Annotated in this window: 13 protein-coding genes; 8 read left to right on the top strand and 5 right to left on the bottom strand. The window is 65.6% G+C overall.

Features of this window, described 5'->3' with window-relative positions; translation table 11 throughout:
* Position 1: 1 nt before the first annotated feature.
* Genes XW59_RS06845 through XW59_RS06830 form a run of 4 tightly spaced genes read right to left on the bottom strand, consistent with a single transcriptional unit; the run spans position 2 to position 5,145 of the window.
* Entirely contained in the window at positions 2-589 is a 588-nt protein-coding gene (locus tag XW59_RS06845; RefSeq protein ID WP_047144228.1) for a sarcosine oxidase subunit gamma, read from the bottom strand.
* Complete coding sequence (locus tag XW59_RS06840) at positions 582-3,575, bottom strand: sarcosine oxidase subunit alpha family protein (RefSeq protein WP_047144229.1); 2,994 nt, start codon at positions 3,573-3,575, stop codon at positions 582-584. The genes XW59_RS06845 and XW59_RS06840 overlap by 8 nt, the downstream gene beginning before the upstream one ends.
* The gene (locus tag XW59_RS06835) at positions 3,572-3,874 is read right to left on the bottom strand and encodes a sarcosine oxidase subunit delta family protein (protein ID WP_047144230.1); all 303 of its coding nucleotides are present in this window, start codon (positions 3,872-3,874) and stop codon (positions 3,572-3,574) included. Before XW59_RS06835 ends, XW59_RS06840 begins: the two co-directional genes overlap by 4 nt.
* 11 nt (positions 3,875-3,885) lie before the next feature.
* The gene (locus tag XW59_RS06830; RefSeq protein WP_047144231.1) at positions 3,886-5,145 is read right to left on the bottom strand and encodes a sarcosine oxidase subunit beta family protein; all 1,260 of its coding nucleotides are present in this window, start codon (positions 5,143-5,145) and stop codon (positions 3,886-3,888) included.
* A 201-nt stretch (positions 5,146-5,346) separates the two neighbouring features.
* Between XW59_RS06830 and XW59_RS06825 the strand changes: the two genes are divergently transcribed.
* The 7 genes from XW59_RS06825 to XW59_RS06795 all read left to right on the top strand — a co-directional run bounded on the left by XW59_RS06825 (position 5,347) and on the right by XW59_RS06795 (position 14,062).
* Positions 5,347-7,740, top strand: coding sequence for a mechanosensitive ion channel family protein (locus XW59_RS06825; RefSeq protein WP_052958020.1), 2,394 nt, complete (start codon positions 5,347-5,349; stop codon positions 7,738-7,740).
* A gap of 107 nt (positions 7,741-7,847) precedes the next feature.
* Complete coding sequence (locus tag XW59_RS06820; RefSeq protein WP_047144232.1) at positions 7,848-8,111, top strand: hypothetical protein; 264 nt, start codon at positions 7,848-7,850, stop codon at positions 8,109-8,111.
* 167 nt (positions 8,112-8,278) lie between these two features.
* Positions 8,279-9,712, top strand: coding sequence for a UbiA family prenyltransferase (locus XW59_RS06815; RefSeq protein ID WP_047144233.1), 1,434 nt, complete (start codon positions 8,279-8,281; stop codon positions 9,710-9,712).
* Positions 9,713-11,062, top strand: a complete 1,350-nt coding sequence (locus tag XW59_RS06810; protein WP_047144234.1) for an FAD-binding oxidoreductase — start codon at positions 9,713-9,715, stop codon at positions 11,060-11,062.
* A 75-nt stretch (positions 11,063-11,137) separates the two neighbouring features.
* Positions 11,138-11,572: a transporter gene (locus tag XW59_RS06805; RefSeq protein WP_047144235.1), complete on the top strand. Its 435-nt coding sequence runs from the start codon at positions 11,138-11,140 to the stop codon at positions 11,570-11,572.
* On the top strand, positions 11,569-12,579 hold the full coding sequence (locus tag XW59_RS06800) for an NAD(P)-dependent oxidoreductase (protein WP_047144236.1): 1,011 nt from the start codon (positions 11,569-11,571) through the stop codon (positions 12,577-12,579). Before XW59_RS06805 ends, XW59_RS06800 begins: the two co-directional genes overlap by 4 nt.
* Before the next feature lie 127 nt (positions 12,580-12,706).
* The gene (locus tag XW59_RS06795) at positions 12,707-14,062 is read left to right on the top strand and encodes an aspartate aminotransferase family protein (RefSeq protein WP_246666034.1); all 1,356 of its coding nucleotides are present in this window, start codon (positions 12,707-12,709) and stop codon (positions 14,060-14,062) included.
* A gap of 31 nt (positions 14,063-14,093) precedes the next feature.
* Here XW59_RS06795 and XW59_RS06790 read toward each other — a convergent pair whose 3' ends face one another.
* On the bottom strand, positions 14,094-15,836 hold the full coding sequence (locus XW59_RS06790) for a hypothetical protein (protein ID WP_047144238.1): 1,743 nt from the start codon (positions 15,834-15,836) through the stop codon (positions 14,094-14,096).
* A gap of 253 nt (positions 15,837-16,089) precedes the next feature.
* On the opposite strand from XW59_RS06790, the gene XW59_RS06785 reads away from it, so the two are divergent.
* On the top strand, positions 16,090-18,603 hold the full coding sequence (locus XW59_RS06785) for an FAD-dependent oxidoreductase (RefSeq protein ID WP_047144239.1): 2,514 nt from the start codon (positions 16,090-16,092) through the stop codon (positions 18,601-18,603).
* Positions 18,604-18,669: the final 66 nt, after the last annotated feature.

The following is an 18,669-nucleotide window of genomic DNA, read 5'->3' as shown; positions in this document are numbered from 1 at the left end:
GCTATCTCACCTCGTATCCGACCTCTTCCGCTCCATGGCAGAGCGTGGTCCAGAAGCCGCGCGCGAAGGAGCGGAAGACATAGAGGTCGAACTGATCCTCGCCCGTCCGTTGGATCTGGGTGAAGATGTCGTGATGGACGGTGGCGCGGCCGGCGGAAACGGGAAAGGCCGGCAACGAGAAGTCCAGCGCGTAGAATTTGGCAAGCACCCATTCCGCCTTGGGTCCGGCGATGCGCAGCGCCGTGCGCCCATGCGAAAGATCCGTTACCGTGCCGGTTTCGATCGGGATTTCGGCGCGAAGCGCCTCGGCGGCGCCCTCCGCCTGGTCGACGATCAGGAATTTTCCCGGGGCGATGCCGAAGGCGGATCTGGACTTGGCCGTGGTGCCCCCGCCGGCGCCGTCAGGCAGGGCGAGGCCGGTCGCCTTCCTGATGGCGGCGATCAGCGCCTTCTCGGCGCCGGGCCAGCCCGCGGCCTCGACGATCGAGCCCGGCCGCGTCTCGCTCAGCGTCACGCCGATACCGCTGGCGGGATTGCCGTGCCGGCCGGGGCGATGGGCCGGGCCGAGCGGGGAAACGGGCTCAACCATGCATGCGGCTCCCTTCCGGATCGAAGAAGTGATGGCTGACGATCTCGACCGGGCCGAAGCGCTTGCGCAGGGGATCGGAGACATGGGCGCGGGTGCCGTGGCGCGCCTTGCCACCCTTCACCAGCGCCAGGCCGATATATTTGCCGAGCACGGGCGAGTAGCAGGCCGCCGTCACATGGCCGACGGAGCCGCGCGGATTTTCCGGATCGAGTTCCTCGACGATGTGCGCGCCGCCGTTGAGTGCCCGGTTGTCGAGCGAAACGACGCCGACGAGCTGGATGCGATCCGGCGCGACGAGTCCCTCGCGGTCCATCATCGCGGAGCCGATGAAGGGCTTCCTTTTCGAAAGCATCCAGTCGAGATGCAGGTCGCGCGCCGTGGTGCGGCCGTCGATCTCGGCGCCGGTGACATGGCCCTTCTCGATGCGCATGGTGCCGAGCGCCTCGAGGCCGTAGGGCACGATGCCGAAAGGCTCTCCCGCCTCCATGAGCGCTTCCCAGACATGGATGCCATGGCCCGCGCCGCAATAGATTTCATAGGCGAGCTCGCCTGAGAAGGAGAGCCGGCAGACCGTCACCGGCACGTCGGCGATCTCGCCATGGACGATGCCCATGAAGGGCAAGGCGTCGTCGCCGACGGCCGTGCCCTTCATGCAGGCGGCAAGCACCTCGCGAGATTTCGGCCCGGACAGGGCCGCGCCCGCCCATTGGTCGGTGACCGAGGCGACGTGGACGCGCAGCTCCGGCCACACCGTGTCGAGGTAATATTCCAGATGCTGCATCACCTTGCCGGCATTCGCCGTGGTGGTGGTCATCAGGAATTCGTGCTCGGCGAGGCGCCAGGTGGTGCCGTCGTCGAAGGCGATGCCTTCCTCACGCAGCATCAGGCCGTAGCGCGCCTTGTTGACCGGCAGCGTCGAGAACAGATTGGTGTAGACCCGGTCGAGGAATTCGGCCGCGTCGGGGCCTTGCACGGCGATCTTTCCGAGCGTGGAGACGTCGACGATGCCGACGCCGTCGCGTACCGTCCGCGTCTCGCGCACATAGGCCTGCTCGACCGTCTCGCCGGGCAGGCCGTAGATCTGCGGTCGCAGCCACAGGCCCGCCGTGTACATCCTCGCTCCATTCTCGACATGCCAGTCATGCATCGGCGTCAGCCGCTCGGGTTTCAGGTCGCCATGGCGCTCGGCCGCCAGCGCGCCCAGCGGAACCGACGAAAAGGGCGGGCGGAAGCGCGTGGTGCCGACCTCGGGTATCGACTTGCCCGCCGCATCCGCCATGATGGCGAGACCGGGAACGTTCGACGTCTTGCCCTGGTCGGTGGCCATGCCGAGCGTCGTGTAGCGTTTCAGATGCTCCACCGAGACGAAGCCTTCACGATGGGCGAGCCGCACGTCCTCGGCGGTCACGTCGTGCTGGAGGTCGACGAAGGCCTTGCCCTTGGCCTTGATCTCGAAGATAGGGGCGGGCGCGGCATCCAATTCGGGAGCTTCGACCTCGGGAGGCTTCGCCCGCGAAGCACGCGCGCCGGCTGCAGTCGCACCGGCCGCCGTTCCTTCGGCTATCGTCTCCCGCGTGGTGAAGGCGCCGTCGAATGCGCCGGCTCCGATCCAGTTCTGTGTCGGCTTCGGCGGCAGGAAGGCCTGCAGCCGCTCGTCCCACTGCGGGGCCTGGCCGGCCTGGCTGGCGAGGTGGATGGCGGGCGACCAGCCGCCCGAAACGGCGAGGCAATCCGCCTCGATCTGGCGAGGCTCTCCGGAAAGCACTTCGGAAGCGGCGTCGTACCGTTGAACCGATATGCCGGAAAGCGCCTTGCGGCCGCTGGTCGCCACAACGGCATGGCCGGTGAGCAGCTCGCCGCCCGCTTCCTGCGCGAGCTGCCGCGCGCCGGCCGAAATCTCGCGGCGCGCATCGATGATCGCCGCGATCGCGGCGCCAGCGCGCCGCAGGGCGGCCGCTGCTCGATAGGTGCTGTCGTTGTTGGTGAAAAGGACGATCCGACGCCCGGGCAAGACGCCGTATTCGACCGCGTAGCGCTCGGCTGCGCCTGCCAGCATCACGCCCGGCACGTCGTTGCCCGGAAATACCAGCGGCCGCTCGAAGGCGCCGGTGGCGAGCACCACCGCGCCGGCGCGGATCGTCCAATGGCGGTGGCGCGGCTCGCCCGGCGCGGCATCGGCCTTGTGGTCGTTCACGCGCTCCAGGGCGGCGAGCGTGTTGCCGTCGTAATAGCCCCAGACGGCGGTGCGCGGCAGGAGCCGCACATCGGGCATGCCGGCAAGCTCCGCCTCGCGCGCCGACGCCCATTCGGCGGCCTCGATCCCGTCGATCGTCTCGCCGCTCCATTTGGCAGAGCCGCCGAGAACCGGCTCCTGCTCGGCGAGGATCACACGCTTGCCACCCACGGCCGCCGCCTTCGCCGCGGCAAGACCCGCGGGACCGGAACCCACGACAAGCACGTCGCAGAAGGCGTTCATGCGTTCGTAGCGGGCAGGATCCCGCTCATGGCCGGCGCGGCCGAGACCGGCGGCCCTGCGAATGAACCATTCGCAGAACATCCAGAAGCGCGTGCCCCGAAGCGGCCCGATCACCGGCCCCATGAAGGTCTTGTAGTAGAAGCCGGCCGAGAAGAGATCTCCGGCGAGGCTGTTCATTGCGCCGAAGTCGAAATCCAGCGAGGGGAACCGGTTCTGGCTTTCGGTGACGAGGCCGTCGAAAATCTCGATCTGCGTCGCCGGGACGTTGGGTTCCCGGACCTTGCCCCTGAGGACTGTGACCAGCGCGGAAGGTTCGTCGACGCCGGCCGAAAGGACGCCGCGCGGACGGTGGTACTTGAACGAGCGGGCGACCATCGACACGCCGTTGGCAAGCAGCGCGGAGGCCAGCGTGTCGCCCGCATGCCCGGAATAGCTCCTTCCGTCGAAGGTGAAGCGGATGCTGCGGGCGCGGTCGATCCGGCCGCCGCTGGGGGCACGTCCAGCGCTCATGCCTTCGCCCCCGTCTTCCTGCGCGCGGAAGGTTTTTTCACAGCGCCGTCGCGGGCGAGGGCGACGTCCTTTATTTCGTGGGTCAGCGTGTTCCGGGTCACCGCGAGATGGACGCGGCAGCCGCCCGAATGCTGCCAGTATTCGCGGTGGTCGCCGGCGGTGTTCGCCCGGTCGTAGACGTAGGCGTTCCAGGCTTCCGGGTCGGTCGACGCAGGATCCGGCCGGGTGCGGTTGGCGTCTCCCTGGTAGGAGAATTCAGCCAGGTCGCGCGGTCCGCAATAGGGGCAGGTGATCAGCATCTTCGTACCCGTCAGTGAAGCTTCGGCGTGGCGCCCTGACCCTTTTCGTCGATGAGAATGCCGCGATGGAAGCGGTCGAGCGCGAAGGGGGCGTTGATTGGATGGGGCTCGTCCCTGGCGATCGTCCAGGCGAAGCACCAGCCGGACGCGGGCGTCGCCTTGAAGCCGCCGTAGCACCAGCCGCAGTTGAGATACATGCCGGGCAGGGGGCCGGTTGTGATGATCGGCGAGCCGTCCATCGACATGTCCATGATCCCGCCCCAGGAGCGCAGCAGGCGCACGCGCGTCAGGCCGGGGAACATGGCGCACATTTCCGACATCACGTCCTCGACGATCGGCAGGTTGCCGCGCTGGGCATAGGTGTTGTAGCCGTCGATGTCGCCGCCGAACACCATGCCGCCCTTGTCGGACTGCGTGACGTAGAGATGGCCCGCCCCGAAAGTCACGACCGTGTCCATGAACGGCTTGATGCCTTCCGACACGAAGGCCTGCAGCACGTGGCTCTCGATCGGCAGCCGGTCGACGCCGGCGAGCTTCATGACGCGCCCGGTCGAGCCCGCCACCGCGACCGCCACCTTTCCGGCGCGGATTTCGCCGCGCGTGGTCGCCACGCCGACGATGCGGTCGGCGTCGCGCAGGAAGCCCGTCACCTCGCAGTTCTCGATGATGTCCACCCCGCGCCTGTCGGCGGCGCGGGCATAGCCCCAGGCGACCGCGTCGTGGCGCGCCGTGCCGGCGCGGCGCTGTATCAGCCCGCCCACGACGGGAAAGCGGCCGCCGAAATCGATGTCGAGCGCCGGCACGAAGCGGCGTATCTGCTCCCTGCTCATCAGTTCGGCGTCGATGCCGGCGTGGCGCATGGCGTTGCCGCGCCGGGCGAAATCGTCCAGCTGCGCCGGCGAGTGCGCGAGGTTCAGGCATCCGCGCTGCGAGAACATCACATTGTAGTTGAGGTCGTGGGAGAGGCTTTCCCACAGCTTCATCGAATGCTCGTAGAAACGCTGGTTGGCCGGCAGCAGGTAGTTCGACCGGATCATCGTCGTGTTGCGGCCGATATTGCCGGAACCGAGATAGCCCTTCTCCAGCACCGCCACATTGGCGATGCCGTGCTCCTTGGCGAGGTAATAGGCCGTCGAGAGCCCATGCCCGCCACCGCCTATGATGACGACGTCATAGGCCGGCCTTGGGTCGGGCTTGCGCCAGGCCGGTTTCCAGTCCCGATTGCCGTTCCATGCATTCTTGAGAAGCGAAAGAAATGAATATTCCGCCATGCCTTGCCAGCCGTTTGAATGTCCCCGCGGGCGACGAACGATCCGCAACCCTATAGATCACGCCGGCGGCGCAAGGTAAATAAAGCGCCATGGGCTTTCGCTGGACCGACCTTCCCCAGGGTCGCCGCGTCCTGCGGCTTGCCGGCTCCTCGCGCGCTCAGTATCAATGCGGGCTCGGATCCAAAGAGAGCCTTCCATAGAATGAAGCTGCCGGTTCCCGTTACTTCGCGCCTTGCGGTCTTGGTGGCGCTGTTGCTCGCCATTCTGTCCTCGCCTTCCTTCGGGCAGGACAACGGCTCCAATTTGCTGGTGGAGCAGCGGGCGGCGATCGCCGAGATCACCCGGCGCACCGACGATCTCGAACTGCGCATGCGTTCCAATCTCTACGACGACGCGGCGCTCGTCGAAGTGCGCAATCATCTCGAGGAGCAGGCACGCCGCCTGATCGCGAGCGGCGTCGCCTTTCGTCCCCGGCTTGCCGCCATCAACAACCGCCTCGACGAGATCGGCCCGGCGCCCGGCGAGGGAAGCCCGCCCGAGCCGGCCGCGCTGACGGAGGAGCGTCAGAGCCTCCTCAACGAGAAGGCGGAAATCAACACGCTCCTGGGCGACGCGGAAAAGCTTTCGCTGCGCGCCAACAAGATGATCGAGGAGATCGCGCAGATCAGGCGCGACCTGTTCTCCAACACGCTTTCCCGGCGCTACGATCTTTCGACGGCGCTGAGTCCGAGGGTGCTCGGCGAATTCGCGGCCGAGAGCTCGAAGCTCTATCAGGCCCTGTCCTCCTGGGTCCGCTTCGCGGTCAACTACAAGCTCTCCTCGGTGCTCCTGGCCACGTTCTTCGCGCTGCTGGCCGCCGCGGTGCTGTTGTTCGGCGGAAGGCGCCTGTTCGGCAACCTCATCGAGGCCGACCCGGAAAACGAGGAGCCGTCCTACCTGACGCGCCTCTCGGTGGCGTTCTGGTCGACATTGCTGCCGTCGGCCGCGCTCGCCGTCTTCCTGTTCGCCACCCACTTCTTCTTCAACTATTTCGGCGTGCTGAGGCACGACATCGCGCAGTTGATGGTGTCGTTCTTCAACGTCATCGCCATCGTCTTCTTCGTCTATCGGCTCGCGAGCGCGGTATTTTCGCCGAACCTCCCGGAATGGCGGCTCGTTCCGGTCGAGCCGCGCGCGGCGCGCGTGCTTTTCTGGCTGGTCTGGCTGACGGCGCTGGTCGCCAGCGCGGATTTCTTCCTGAGCCGGGTGAACGTGGTGATGAGCTCGCCGCTTTCGCTCACCATCGCCAAGAGCCTCGTCGCCACCGTCATCGTCGGCGTGCTGGTCATCCTGATCGCCACGGTGAAGCCCTATATCGGCTATGACGGAAGGCCGCGCCGCTGGGGGACGCTGTTCCGCGTGCTGCTCTTCGGTCTCGGCGGCACGACGGTCCTTGCCGCGCTGCTCGGCTATATCGGCTTCGCCCGCTTCATGTCGCAGCAGATCGTCATCACCGGCGCGATCCTGGCGACCATGTATATCGGCTACCTCTCGGCCAGCGCGATCTCCGAGCTCGGCGCATTCGGGAAAACCGCGCTCGGACGGCGGCTCACGGCGCGCTTCCATTTCGACGAGACAACGGAGGACCAGCTCGGCCTCGCCGCCAGCGTCGTCATCGACATCCTCATCCTCGCCGTCGGCATTCCGCTGATCCTCCTGCAATGGGGCTTCCAGTGGGGCGACATGCGCGCCTGGACCTACAATTTCGCCACCGAGGTGCGCATCGGCTCGATCTCGATCTCGCTGATCGGCATCCTCACCGGCGTGCTGGTCTTCGTGATCGGCTATTTCCTCACCCGCGGGTTCCAGCACTGGCTCGACGGCAAGGTCATGGCGCGCGGACGCGTGGATGCCGGTGTGCGCAATTCGATCAGCACGGCGGTCGGCTATGCCGGCGTGGCGCTCGCCGGCCTGATCGGCATTTCCGCCGCCGGCATCGATCTCTCGAGCCTGGCGCTCATCGCCGGCGCGCTTTCGCTCGGCATCGGCTTCGGCCTGCAGAACGTGGTGTCGAACTTCGTCTCCGGTCTCATCCTTCTCGCGGAGCGGCCGTTCAAGGTCGGCGACTGGATCGTCGCCGGCGCCGTGACCGGCACGGTCAAGAAGATCAGCGTGCGCGCGACCGAGATCGAGACTTTCCAGAAGCAGACGGTCATCCTGCCCAATTCGGAGCTAATCAATTCGGCGGTCGGCAACTGGACCCACCGCAACAAGCTCGGCCGCACGGAAATCCGCGTCGGCGTCCCCTATGGCTCCGACGTCCGCAAGGTGCACCAGCTTCTCACGGATATCATCGCCAGCCACCCGCTCGCGCTGAGGAACCCCGAGCCGTTCGTCGCATTCACCAATTTCGGCACCAATTTCCTGGAGTTCGAGGCGCGCCTGTTCCTCGCCGACATCAACACGCAAGGTTCGGTCGGCAACGAGATACGTTTCCAGATTATCGAGGTTTTCGGGCGGGAGGGGATCGAGATCGCCTACACCGCGCCTCCGGCGACGGCAAAGCCGGCACCGCCGAAGCGGCGCAGGTCCAGACGCGACGCGGTTCCCGAATGAATGCTTCATTCAGCGGACATTCAGGTAGAATGCACTACATGGTTTGATGAAAAGCGGGATTCGTTCCCGCAGGGCAAGAAGGGCGGTGTGGAAACACCGGTAAGACAATGAAGAAATACCTGTTCGCCTCCGCGATGTTACTGGCAACCGGCAGCGCAGCCATGGCAGCAAGCGTGACCAATCTCGACAACGAGACGTTGACGCTGGTCGTGACCGAGGGCGGCAGCCAGTCGGAACTGCAGGTCGGAGCGGGGCAAACCATCGAGTTCTGTTCGTCCGGATGCTTCGTCACCATGCCGAACGGCGACCGCGAGGCGCTGACCGGCTCGGAGAACCTCGAGATACAGGGCGGCAGGGCGCGGGTACTCTGAATACCCGAATGGAATTCATTCTAACCATTTCCGAAGCCGGTCGTTAACGCTGCTTCGCGAAACATGCTCTTCCGTCTTGCTTCGACCGCGTCGCATTAATCTTCCCTAGGCGGTTTTCCATGTATTCCCGGTCGATCGTTTCGACCAAGGGGCATGGGGCTGCGAGAATGGATGCGCGCACGGAAAGGATCGCCACGCCGCTGGCGGTTGATCTGGACGGCACGCTTATCGCCACGGATCTGTTGTGGGAGAGTGTCTTTCTGCTTCTGCGCAGGAATCCGCTCTATCTCTTCCTGCTTCCCGTCTGGCTGCTTTCGGGCAAGGCGCATCTGAAATGCGAGATCGCCGAACGCGTCGAGATCGACCCGGCGGGGCTGCCTTATCGCCCGGAAATCCTGCGGAGGCTGGCCGAGGACAAGGCCGCCGGGCGTCACATCGCGCTCGCCACCGCCCAGCCGAGGAAATTCGCCGAGGTGGTCGCCGCCCATCTCGGTTTCTTCGACAAAGTGATTTCGACCGACAGGGGCTGCAACATGACCTCCGGTTCGAAACGCCGGGCGCTGGTGGAAGCCTATGGCGACGGCGGCTTCGACTATGCCGGCAACGAGAAGGCCGACATCGCCGTCTTCGAGGCCGCGCGGGCGGCGATCGTCGTCGCGCCCGACACGGCTGCCGCGCGCTGGCATGCGCGCCATGGCGGGGAGCTCGTCGCCGCTCCGCGACCGACGCTGCGCACCATGGCCAAGATGCTGCGCGCGCATCAATGGCTCAAGAATACGCTGATCGCCGTGCCGCTGGTGCTGTCGCACGAATATTTCAACCCGGCCGCGGTCGTCGCCTGCGCGCTCGCCTTCATCTCGTTCAGCTCGGCGGCCTCGGCGATCTATATCCTCAACGACCTGTTCGATCTCTCGCTCGACCGCGCCCATCCGACGAAGCGCAACCGGCCCTTCGCCAGCGGCGTGTTGTCGATCCCCTTCGGCTTTGCCGCCATCGGCGCGCTGCTGGCGTTCAGCTTCGCGGTCGCGCTCTGGCTGCCGCCCCTGTTCATGCTGGTGCTGTGTGGTTATCTGGCCGCGACGACCGCCTATTCGCTGTCGTTCAAGCGCATGCTTCTGATCGACGTCTTCGCGCTTTCCGGCCTCTACACGATACGCATTCTCGCCGGCGGCGTGGCGACGAACGCCGAATGGTCGTTCTGGCTGCTCGCCTTCTCGATCTTCTTCTTCCTCTCGCTGGCACTGGTGAAGCGCTATGTCGAATTGCGCGGAACGGACGTTCCGCCCGGCGAGCGGATGGCGGGGCGCGGCTACCGGCCGGAGGATCTCGAGACGATTTCGCAGGCCGGCATGGCGGCCGCCTTCTCCGCCGCGCTGGTGATGGCGATGTTCATCGACAGCGAGGCGGCGACCGGCCAGTACAGCCGTCCATGGCTGATGTGGCCGCTGGCGCCGCTCATCCTCTATCTGACGATGCGGCTGTGGATACTCGCCCGGCGCGACACGATGCATGACGATCCGGTCGTCTTCATCATCCGCGACTGGCGCAGCCAGCTCGTCGGGGGCTTCGGTATCCTACTTCTCCTGGCGGCGGGGATGTAGATGGCGCCCGTCTATCAGAGCTTCGGCAGGACGACGTCCGCCTCCCGGCGTGCCATTCCGGCACAGGAGGCGATCAGGCTGCTTCAAACCGTTCCGTCCGGCGTTTCGCTGCTGCCCTACGGCAACGGGCGCAGCTATGGCGACACCTGCCTGAATTTTGAAGGCACGCTCGTCGACATGCGGACGATGAACCGGATCCTCGATTTCGACGCGGAGAGCGGCATCATCGAGGCGGAAGCGGGTACGATGCTCTCCGACATCATCGGGCATGTCGCGCCGCACGGCTTCTTTCCGGCCGTGGTTCCCGGCACGCGCCACGTCACGCTCGGCGGCGCGGTGGCGAACGACATCCACGGCAAGAACCACCATCGCCGCGGCACTTTCGGCCGCCACGTCGTCGGGCTGACGCTGATGCGTTCCGACGGGATCGTCTACAATTGCAACGCGGAGCGGAACAGCGAGCTTTTCGCCGCAACGATCGGCGGAATGGGTCTGACCGGCCTCATCCTGACGGTTTCGCTGCGGCTGATGCGCGTGCCGTCGCTCATGATCGAGGAAAAAATCCGCCGATTCAGGAGCTTGTCTGAATATTTCGAACTGGCGGAGGAAGCCGACAGGCACAATGAATATGCCGTCGCTTGGGTCGACCAGCTTGCCGTCGGCGGCAAGGCGGGGCGGGGCCTGCTGATCACCGGAAACCACGCCGCCAGCACGGGCCCGACAACGGCGCGACCGGGCAATTTCCTTTCCGTTCCGTTCCAGCCGCCGCTCAACCTCCTGAACCGGCCTTTCCTGCGGCTCTTCAACGAAGCCTATTTCCGCCGCAAGGGCCGGACGGAGGAGATGCGGGCGACCTCGGCGGAAAGTTTCTTCTTTCCGCTCGACAGCGTCGCCCATTGGAACAGGCTCTACGGTCCGGCAGGCCTGATGCAGCACCAGAGCGTCATACCGGCGCAGGCCGCGCCGAAGGCGATCCCGCAGATGATGGAGCGGGCCCGCGCGGCCGGGCAGGGCTCCTTCCTGACCGTGCTGAAACGGTTCGGAGCGATCGCCTCGCCGGGCATTCTCTCCTTTCCGCGTCCCGGCTACACGCTGACGCTCGATTTTTCCTTCAAGGGGACGGCGACGCGCGATCTTTTCACCGAGCTCGACCGCATCACGGTCGAAGCCGGCGGCGCCGTCAACGCTTACAAGGACGCGCGGATGTCGGCGGAAACCTTCGCCGCCTCATTCCCGCAATGGCGGCGGCTGGCGCGGCTTCGCGATCCCGGCTTCGTCTCCGATTTCTGGAACCGCACGGCGATGCGGCTGCCACGCGCAGACGCTGGCGGGGCGATGGCGGCCGAATGATGGACGGGTTTTTGGCGAACAGCTTCATGCGATCCCGGCGGGCGCCGGCGCAATGACGCTTCGGGCAGGGAAAAGATGAAATATATCGGCTTCATACTCTTCACCGTGATGACCAACGCGGCCGCGCAACTCATGCTGAAGCACGGCATGACGACGCTCGGCCCGCTTTCCTTCGCCGGGGCCAACCCGATCCTGAAGATTTTCGAGATCGTCTTCAGCCCGTGGGTGTTCCTCGGGCTCTGCACCTTCGTCATCTCGATGGCGTCGCATCTGTTCGTCCTTTCCAAGGTAGAACTGTCCTTCGCCTATCCCTTCCTCAGCCTGGCTTACGTCGCGGTGGCTGTCTTCGCCTATTTCATCTTCCGCGAGGATCTGAACGCCTGGCGCATCGCCGGCATCGCCTTCATCTGCGTCGGGACCGTTCTGATCGCGCAGAGCGGACGTTCCGGCCACGAAGATGGCACGAAGCTTGCGACGGCTCCGTTGCAAACCAGTGAGATGTCAAAATGAGACACATCATCTTCGGTGGCGACGGGTTCGTCGGTCGCCATCTCGCACCGAAGCTCCTCGCCGACGGCCACGAGGTCGTCGTCGCCGACATCGTGAAGAGCGATCTGCCGCACTATCGCGGCATCGAATTCGTCCGCTGCGACGTCACCGACCCGGCTTCCGTTGCCTCGGTGGGCATCCGGGCCGACGACATGGTCTACAACCTTTCCGCCAAGATGCTTTCGCCGCTCCAGGTGCGGGCGAAGCGGCGCGATTTCTTCTGGCCGGTGAATTTCCACGGCACGGAAAACATCATCCATGCGATGGACAGGGCCGGCGCCGCCAAGCTGGTCCATTTCACCACCGACATGATCTACGGCCACACCGTCGCCCATCCGATGACCGAGGAGCATCCGGTCGCGCCGCTCGGCGAATACGGACTTTCCAAGCTGAAGACCGAGGAGCTCGCCGTCGAATGGCGCGAGCGCGGCATGCGGATATCGCTGTTCCGACCGCGCCTGATCATCGGACCGGGACGGCTCGGAATCCTGGAAAAGCTCTTCAAGCTGATCGACCTGAACCTGCCGGTGCCGATGATCGGCTCCGGGCGCAATCCCTACCAATTCATCTCCGTCTTCGACTGCGCCGAGGCCGCGCGGCTCGCCTTCAAGGCGGGTGTGCCCGACGAGGCCTACAATCTCGGCTCGCTCAACCCGCCGCCGGTGCGCAAGCTGCTCGGCGATCTCGTCCGCCATGCCGGGTCGCGATCGATCCTCCTGCCGACGCCCGGCTGGGCGGTGAAGCGCACGCTCGACCTGCTCGATCTCGCCAACATGCCGATCATGGATCCGGAGCAGTATCTGATCGCCGACGAGGAATGCGTGCTCGACGTGTCGAAGGGCGAGCGTCAGCTCGGCTGGGTGCCGAAGCATCGCGACGAGGACATGCTGATCGCCGCCTATCGCGAATATCGTTTGAGGAAGAACGGCGGCTTCGCCGCCGCCGGACGCCAGGTTCCGGCTGAATAGGAGGACGAGGATGACCGTCATGTCGAAGCCGCCCGTCGGCGAAGCCCGCACCGCCATCGACGCGCCGGAGCTTTCGCCGCGCACTTTCGCCAAGCCGGCGCTGATTTCGGTCGAAGAGGCGAAGTCGATGGACGTCGCCCGCATGACCGACCTTTTCAAGGCGCATCTGAACCCCGGCCAGCTCCATTTCATGAAGCTGCTGGGCTTCCACAAGGTGAAGGTCGAGCGCGCCGAGGGCATGTATTATTTCGACCAGAACGGTCGGAAGATCCTCGATTTCTTCGGCGGTTTCGGCTCGCTGGCCTTCGGCCACAACCACCCGCGCATCCTCGCCGCCCGCAAGGCCTTCCAGGAGGAGAAGCGGCACGAGATCGCGATCGCCTTCATGTCGCAATACGCGTCGGCGCTGGCGCACAATCTCGCCCGGTGCTCGCCGGGCGATCTCGACATGGTGTTCCTCGGATCGTCCGGCTCGGAGGCGATGGAGGCGGCGGTCAAGGTGGCCGAGCGCGCCGCCGGGCCGAAGAAGCCGAAGATCGTCTATGCCGAAAATTCCTTCCACGGGAAGACCAAGGGCGTCCTGTCGATCACCGACGGACCGCTCTATCGCGGCGAGTTCAGGCTGGTCGACAACACGGTGCGTGTTCCGTTCGCCGATATCGAGGCGATCGAGAACGCCTTCCGCTCCGATCCCGGGATTGGCGCGATCGTGCTCGAAACCGTGCAGGGCGGCGGCGGCATCAACCAGGCGCCGGCGGAATTCTGGCAGAAGCTGCGGCGACTCTGCGACGAGCACGGCGTGCTCTGGGTCGCCGACGAGGTGCAGTGCGGGCTCGGCCGCACCGGCCGCTTCTACGCCTTCGAGCATTACGGCGTCGTGCCGGATGTCACCGCGCTCGCCAAGTCGCTCGGCGGCGGCAAGACGGCGATGGCCGCGATGATCGCGCGCCGCGAGGTCTACATGAAGGCCTATGGCACGCCGAAGACGGCGATGATCCACGCGCAGGCGACCTTCGGCGGCATCGGCGAGGCCTGCATCACCTCGATCGAGGCGCTCAACCTGCTCTACGACGAGGGGCTCATCGAGAACGCGGCCACCGTGGGCGACTACCTGCTCGAGCGCCTGGCGGATCTCCAGGCGAAGCACCCGAAGATCATCAAGGAGGTGCGCGGCAAGGGTCTGATGGTGGGGCTGGAGTTCCACGATTTCTCCCAAACCCTGCCGATGGTGCTGCGGCCGGTCGTCGGCGTGCTCGACGATAAGTTGAAGGGCTCGCTTTCCGGCTTCGTCGGTTCGCTGCTCCTGCGCGACTACGGCGTGCTCGTCGCCTTCACCGAATACAACCGCAATGTCGTGCGCCTCGAGCCGCCGCTGATCTGCGAGCGCAAACATGTCGACGATTTCGTCGAGGCGCTCGACGGCCTGCTGTCGCGCGGCATCGTCGCGATCGTGAAGGATTTCGTTAAAAGCCAGGTGAGCTGAGGATTCGCCGGCTTTTAATGGCCGGTTCCAGTCAGTTTCCAGCCATCTTGCCGGCAAGGCGCGGGTTGACGTAGCCGACATAGCAGCGGCCGAGCCGTACCGGCCGGTGTTCGGCGAGATAGGGCGCATAGAGCGCGCGCAGCTTGTCGGCCGCGACCATCTCCGGGCAGGTCGGATAGAGCGCGAGGTCTACGTCGCGGATCGCCTCTCCCTCGCGGGAGCCGGGAGGAGGCACCGTACGGCTGATGTCGGCGCCGATCGAGATGTGGCGCGGCGCGTGGCGGTCCATCAGCCACGGAAAGGCATTGGTGAAGGAGAGCGTCATCATCGTCTCGAAACGAACGCCCTTTTCCTTCTCCAGCTTCAGGATCGCCTCGATCGCCTCGTCGATCGCCTTGAGATAGGTGATCTGGAAATCGAGATCCCAGGTCAGGATCTGCGAGGGCATCTCGCCGATGTCGACGAATTCTCGGAACATGTCCGGATGGCGCGAATACATTTCGATCAGCCGGTCGGTACGCCCGGCGAGCTCGGGACGCATGCTGACGGCGCCCATCGTCTTCAGGTGGCGATGCTCCAGCGGAACGTTGTTGACCGAGCCGACATAGGTCCTGGCCGCGCGCTCGACCGTATTGACCAGGAGCGGCAGGGCGACCATGCCCGCGAGCGTGACGGTGGCCGCAAGCAGCCTGGGCGTGGCGAACATCGACGGCACCCGCAGCAGGACCGCCCAGAGGACCGGCCACACCATGATCATCGCCTGGCTGCCGGTGTTCTGCGTCTCGTAGAACCAGCCGGCGAAGAGCACGACGGCGAGCCACAGGGCATGGTTGTCGAGCACCGCAGGCACCGAGGAGAGAGAAGGCTTCGCCAGGAGGTTGGCTGACGCCTTTCGCAGCCTGTCGCGGCCGGCGAAGAGCAGGACCAGAACGAGCGCTCCGCCCGGTGCAAGCGCGCCGAAATTCAGCGATGCCGCGCGCAGGAAGCGCGAGGCGAGCACGTCCTCGTTCATCGCGACAAGTTCGAGAATGTCGCGGAAATAGCCCGACACCATCCCGTCCGTGAACTCCAGCAGAGCAAGGACGCCGAAGAAGGCCAGCGCGCTCGCCGCCGCCGGCCGGAAGGCGATGCGTCCGGCCGCGAACGCATAGGCGCAGATGAGCAGGCCGGCGATGAAGGCGGTGATCTTCAGCAGGAACATGGCGAGCATCGCAATCGCGACGATCGATGCCAGCCGGCGCTGGTCCTTCACGAGGAGCACGGCGGCGACCAGAACGTAGAGAAGCTGCGCGCCCTGCCTGTTGTACATGCCGAACCCGTCCGAGCCGGGGTAGGGGTAGAAGTCGCGCGTGTTGAAGGGGAGGAGGGCAAAAACCAGGAACGGGATGAGCAGCGCAAAGGCGCTGGCGCGCGATTTCGCATCGACATGCGCCACGATCAGCGCCATCAGCGGCGCGGTGACGGCAAGCATCGACCAATGGACGAGCAGGGCCGGCTGCGCGTCCGGAAAGAGCGCGACCGCGCCCGCGAAGAGGTAATAGGAGAGCGGCCCCACGGGTGCGAAGAAGTCGACGATCGGAACCTGGCCGTCGAAGATGCGGTTGGCGCCGTCGAAATAGAGATAGAGATCCCAATAGGCGGAACCGATCGGCACGACGAGAGGAAGAAGCGACAGAACGGCGACGAGGACGAGCGACAGGAACAGCACGCCGAGCGGCGCGCGCAGACCGAGGCCCGCGACCAGCCATCTTTCCCGTTCGGTGGCGCTGCTCATATTGCCCCGTTGCCCCTTCGATCCGGTGGCCGCGCCGGCAAGCGCGGATTCCGCCGACGCGCCATCTTCGCCGCTTCCCCTTAAGAACTGCCTACCGAACAGGCAGCCTCGATCCCGGCCTCGTCGCGACCCGTTTCGCCCATGTCGCAAACAGGCCGAACGCCGGCTCTCCGGCCGGAATATTGTCGCCGAGGATCAGAGGGATTTGCCACGCCGAACGGGCGCGGCCGGAAAATCGGGAGCTGATATGTCAATGAAAGCCGAAACGCGTGCGGTCGTCATCGGTGGCGGGGTGGTCGGCGTCTCGACGCTCTACCATCTGGCGAGGAAAGGCTGGACCGACGCCGTCCTGATCGAGCGCAAGGAGCTGACGTCGGGCTCGACCTGGCACGCGGCCGGCCTGCTTCCGCTTTTCAACATGAGCTATTCGGTCGGCCAGATCCACAAATACTCCGTCCGCTTCTATCAGGAACTGCAGGAGGAGACCGGCATGAATGTCGGCTTCACCAACTGCACCAACGTCCGTCTCGCCCGCACCAAGGACCGCTGGGACGAGTACATGTACTACGCGGGCATCGCCGAGACGATCGGCGTGCCGGTGAAGGTGCTGACGCCCGAACAGCTGAAGGAGGTCTGGCCGCTTTGCGAGACCGATGGCATTCTCGGCGCGATCCAGCATCCCGATGACGGCTATATCCAGCCGGCGGATCTCACCCAGGCGCTGGCCAAGGGCGCGCGCGACCGCGGCGCCACCATCTATCGCAACACCGCCGTCACCGCGATCGAGCAGCGCGGGGACGGCAAATGGCTGGTCAGCACCGACAAGGGCGACATCGTCGCCGAGCATGTCGTCTCGGCCACGGGCAATTTCGCCCGCCGGACCGGCGCCATGGTCGGGCTCGACGTGCCGGTCATCCCGGTCGAGCACCAGTACATCGTCACCGAGCCGCATCCGGTGATCGTCGAGCGTAAGCGGCAGGGCCTGCCGGAAATGGGCGTGCTGCGCGAAAGCGACTCGTCCTGGTACATGCGCGAGGAGAATGGCGGTCTGCTGCTCGGGCCTTACGAGAAGGGCGCGCCGGTCTGCTACGTCGACGGGCCGTCGGACGATTCCGAATACGAGCTGTTCCAGGAGGATCTGGAGCGCCTGATGCCGCATATCGAGGCGGCGATCGCGCGCGTGCCGGCCTTCGGCGAGGTCGGCATCAAGAAGGTCTATAACGGCGCGATCGCCTATACGCCCGACGGCTCGCCGATCATCGGGCCGGCGCCTGGCCTGAAGAATTTCTGGCTCAACGAGGGCCATTCCTTCGGCGTCACGGCCGCGGGCGGTGCCGGCTGGCAGCTTGCCGAGTGGATCGTCGACGGCGAACCCAGCATCGACATGATGGGCGTCGACCCGCGCCGTTTCGGCCCTTACGCAACCGAGGGCTACCTCATCGAGAAGAACGAGGAGGCTTATGCCAACGTCTTCACCATGCACTATCCGGACGAGGAACGCGCCGCCGCCCGCCCGCTCAAGACCACGCCGCTCTACGACCGCCTGAAGAAACTCGGCGCCGTGTTCGGCTCGGTCTATGGCTGGGAGCGGGCGAATTGGTACGCGCCGGCGGGTCACGAAGTGCCGAAGGAGCAGCTAGGCGTCGGTGCCGACGTGCTCACCGGCGAAAACCACGCCCCGCCGCTGGAGGACGGGCGCATCGTCGAAAAATGGTCGTTCCGCCGCTCCAACTATTTCGAGCATGTCGGCAACGAGGTCAGGAACGTCCACGAGCATGTCGGCGTCCTCGACATGTCGGCCTTCGCCAAGGCAAGGGTTTCCGGTCGGGGTGCCCGGGAATGGTTGGAAAGCGTTCTCGCCAACAAGATACCGAAGAAGCGGGGCCGCATCGCACTCTGCCACCTGCTCACCAGGCAGGGCGGCGTCAGGTCCGAGTTCACCGTCTACGAGAGCAGCCCGGGCGTGTTCTACCTCGTCTCGGCGGGCGCCTACGAGGCGCATGATCACGACGTGATGCGCAAGCTGCTGCCGGAGGACGGCAGCGTCAGGTTCGATGCGGTCACGCAGGCCCTGGGCGTCCTCGTCCTTGCCGGCCCCGACAGCCGGAGGGTCCTGCAGAAGCTGACCCGCACGCCGCTCGACAATGCCGGCTTTCCGTGGCTGTCCGGAAAGAAGATATCGGTCGGCACGGCCACGGCCGATGCGCTGCGCGTCAACTTCGTCGGCGAGCTCGGCTGGGAACTGCACCATCCGATAGAGATGCAGAACCACATCTTCGACAAGCTGATGGAGGCGGGGGCGGAGTTCGGCATCAAGCCGTTCGGCATCCGCGCGATGACCGCCATGGCCATCGAGAAGAGCTACCGGCTCATCCCGCGCGAGCTGTCGATCGAATATTCGGCCTGGGAAAGCGGGCTCGACCGCTTCGTCCATCCCGACAAGGGCGATTTCATCGGCCGCGACGCGCTCGTCGCGCTGCGCGAGAAGGGACCGCGCTGGAGCTTCGTCACGCTGGAGGTCCACGACGTCACCGATGCGGACGCGCGCGGTTCGGAGGCGATCTATCGCGACCGCGTCCTCGTCGGCCGGGCCACCCATGGCGGCTACGGCTTCCGCGTCGGCAAGAGCCTTGCGCTCGCCATGGTGAAGCCGGAGCACGCGGCGCCGGGCACCGGCCTCGAAATCCGGATCCTCGGCAGGCTGCACAGGGCGACCGTCATCGGCGAGAGCCCGTTCGACCCGGAAAACACCGCGCTCAGGGCGTGACGGGAGCCTTTTCGAGCGGAGAAGAGCGCGACGGCGGTCGCGAAATTGTGAAGGGAGAGCGCGGGC

This window comes from Aquamicrobium sp. LC103, from assembly GCF_001014615.2.
Taxonomy (GTDB): domain Bacteria; phylum Pseudomonadota; class Alphaproteobacteria; order Rhizobiales; family Rhizobiaceae; genus LBCQ02.
The sequence above is the reverse complement of the archived record's forward strand: the minus strand, read 5'-3'. Positions and strand labels throughout refer to the sequence as shown.

Bases quoted from the DNA above. Each gene is read 5' to 3' on its own strand.
- XW59_RS06845 (WP_047144228.1), bottom strand. From the start codon at position 589: ATGGTTGAGCCCGTTTCCCCGCTCGGCCCGGCCCATCGCCCCGGCCGG.
- XW59_RS06840 (WP_047144229.1), bottom strand. From the start codon at position 3,575: ATGAGCGCTGGACGTGCCCCCAGCGGCGGCCGGATCGACCGCGCCCGC.
- XW59_RS06835 (WP_047144230.1), bottom strand. From the start codon at position 3,874: ATGCTGATCACCTGCCCCTATTGCGGACCGCGCGACCTGGCTGAATTC.
- XW59_RS06830 (WP_047144231.1), bottom strand. From the start codon at position 5,145: ATGGCGGAATATTCATTTCTTTCGCTTCTCAAGAATGCATGGAACGGC.
- XW59_RS06825 (WP_052958020.1), top strand. From the start codon at position 5,347: ATGAAGCTGCCGGTTCCCGTTACTTCGCGCCTTGCGGTCTTGGTGGCG.
- XW59_RS06820 (WP_047144232.1), top strand. From the start codon at position 7,848: ATGAAGAAATACCTGTTCGCCTCCGCGATGTTACTGGCAACCGGCAGC.
- XW59_RS06815 (WP_047144233.1), top strand. From the start codon at position 8,279: ATGGATGCGCGCACGGAAAGGATCGCCACGCCGCTGGCGGTTGATCTG.
- XW59_RS06810 (WP_047144234.1), top strand. From the start codon at position 9,713: ATGGCGCCCGTCTATCAGAGCTTCGGCAGGACGACGTCCGCCTCCCGG.
- XW59_RS06805 (WP_047144235.1), top strand. From the start codon at position 11,138: ATGAAATATATCGGCTTCATACTCTTCACCGTGATGACCAACGCGGCC.
- XW59_RS06800 (WP_047144236.1), top strand. From the start codon at position 11,569: ATGAGACACATCATCTTCGGTGGCGACGGGTTCGTCGGTCGCCATCTC.
- XW59_RS06795 (WP_246666034.1), top strand. From the start codon at position 12,707: ATGGACGTCGCCCGCATGACCGACCTTTTCAAGGCGCATCTGAACCCC.
- XW59_RS06790 (WP_047144238.1), bottom strand. From the start codon at position 15,836: ATGAGCAGCGCCACCGAACGGGAAAGATGGCTGGTCGCGGGCCTCGGT.
- XW59_RS06785 (WP_047144239.1), top strand. From the start codon at position 16,090: ATGAAAGCCGAAACGCGTGCGGTCGTCATCGGTGGCGGGGTGGTCGGC.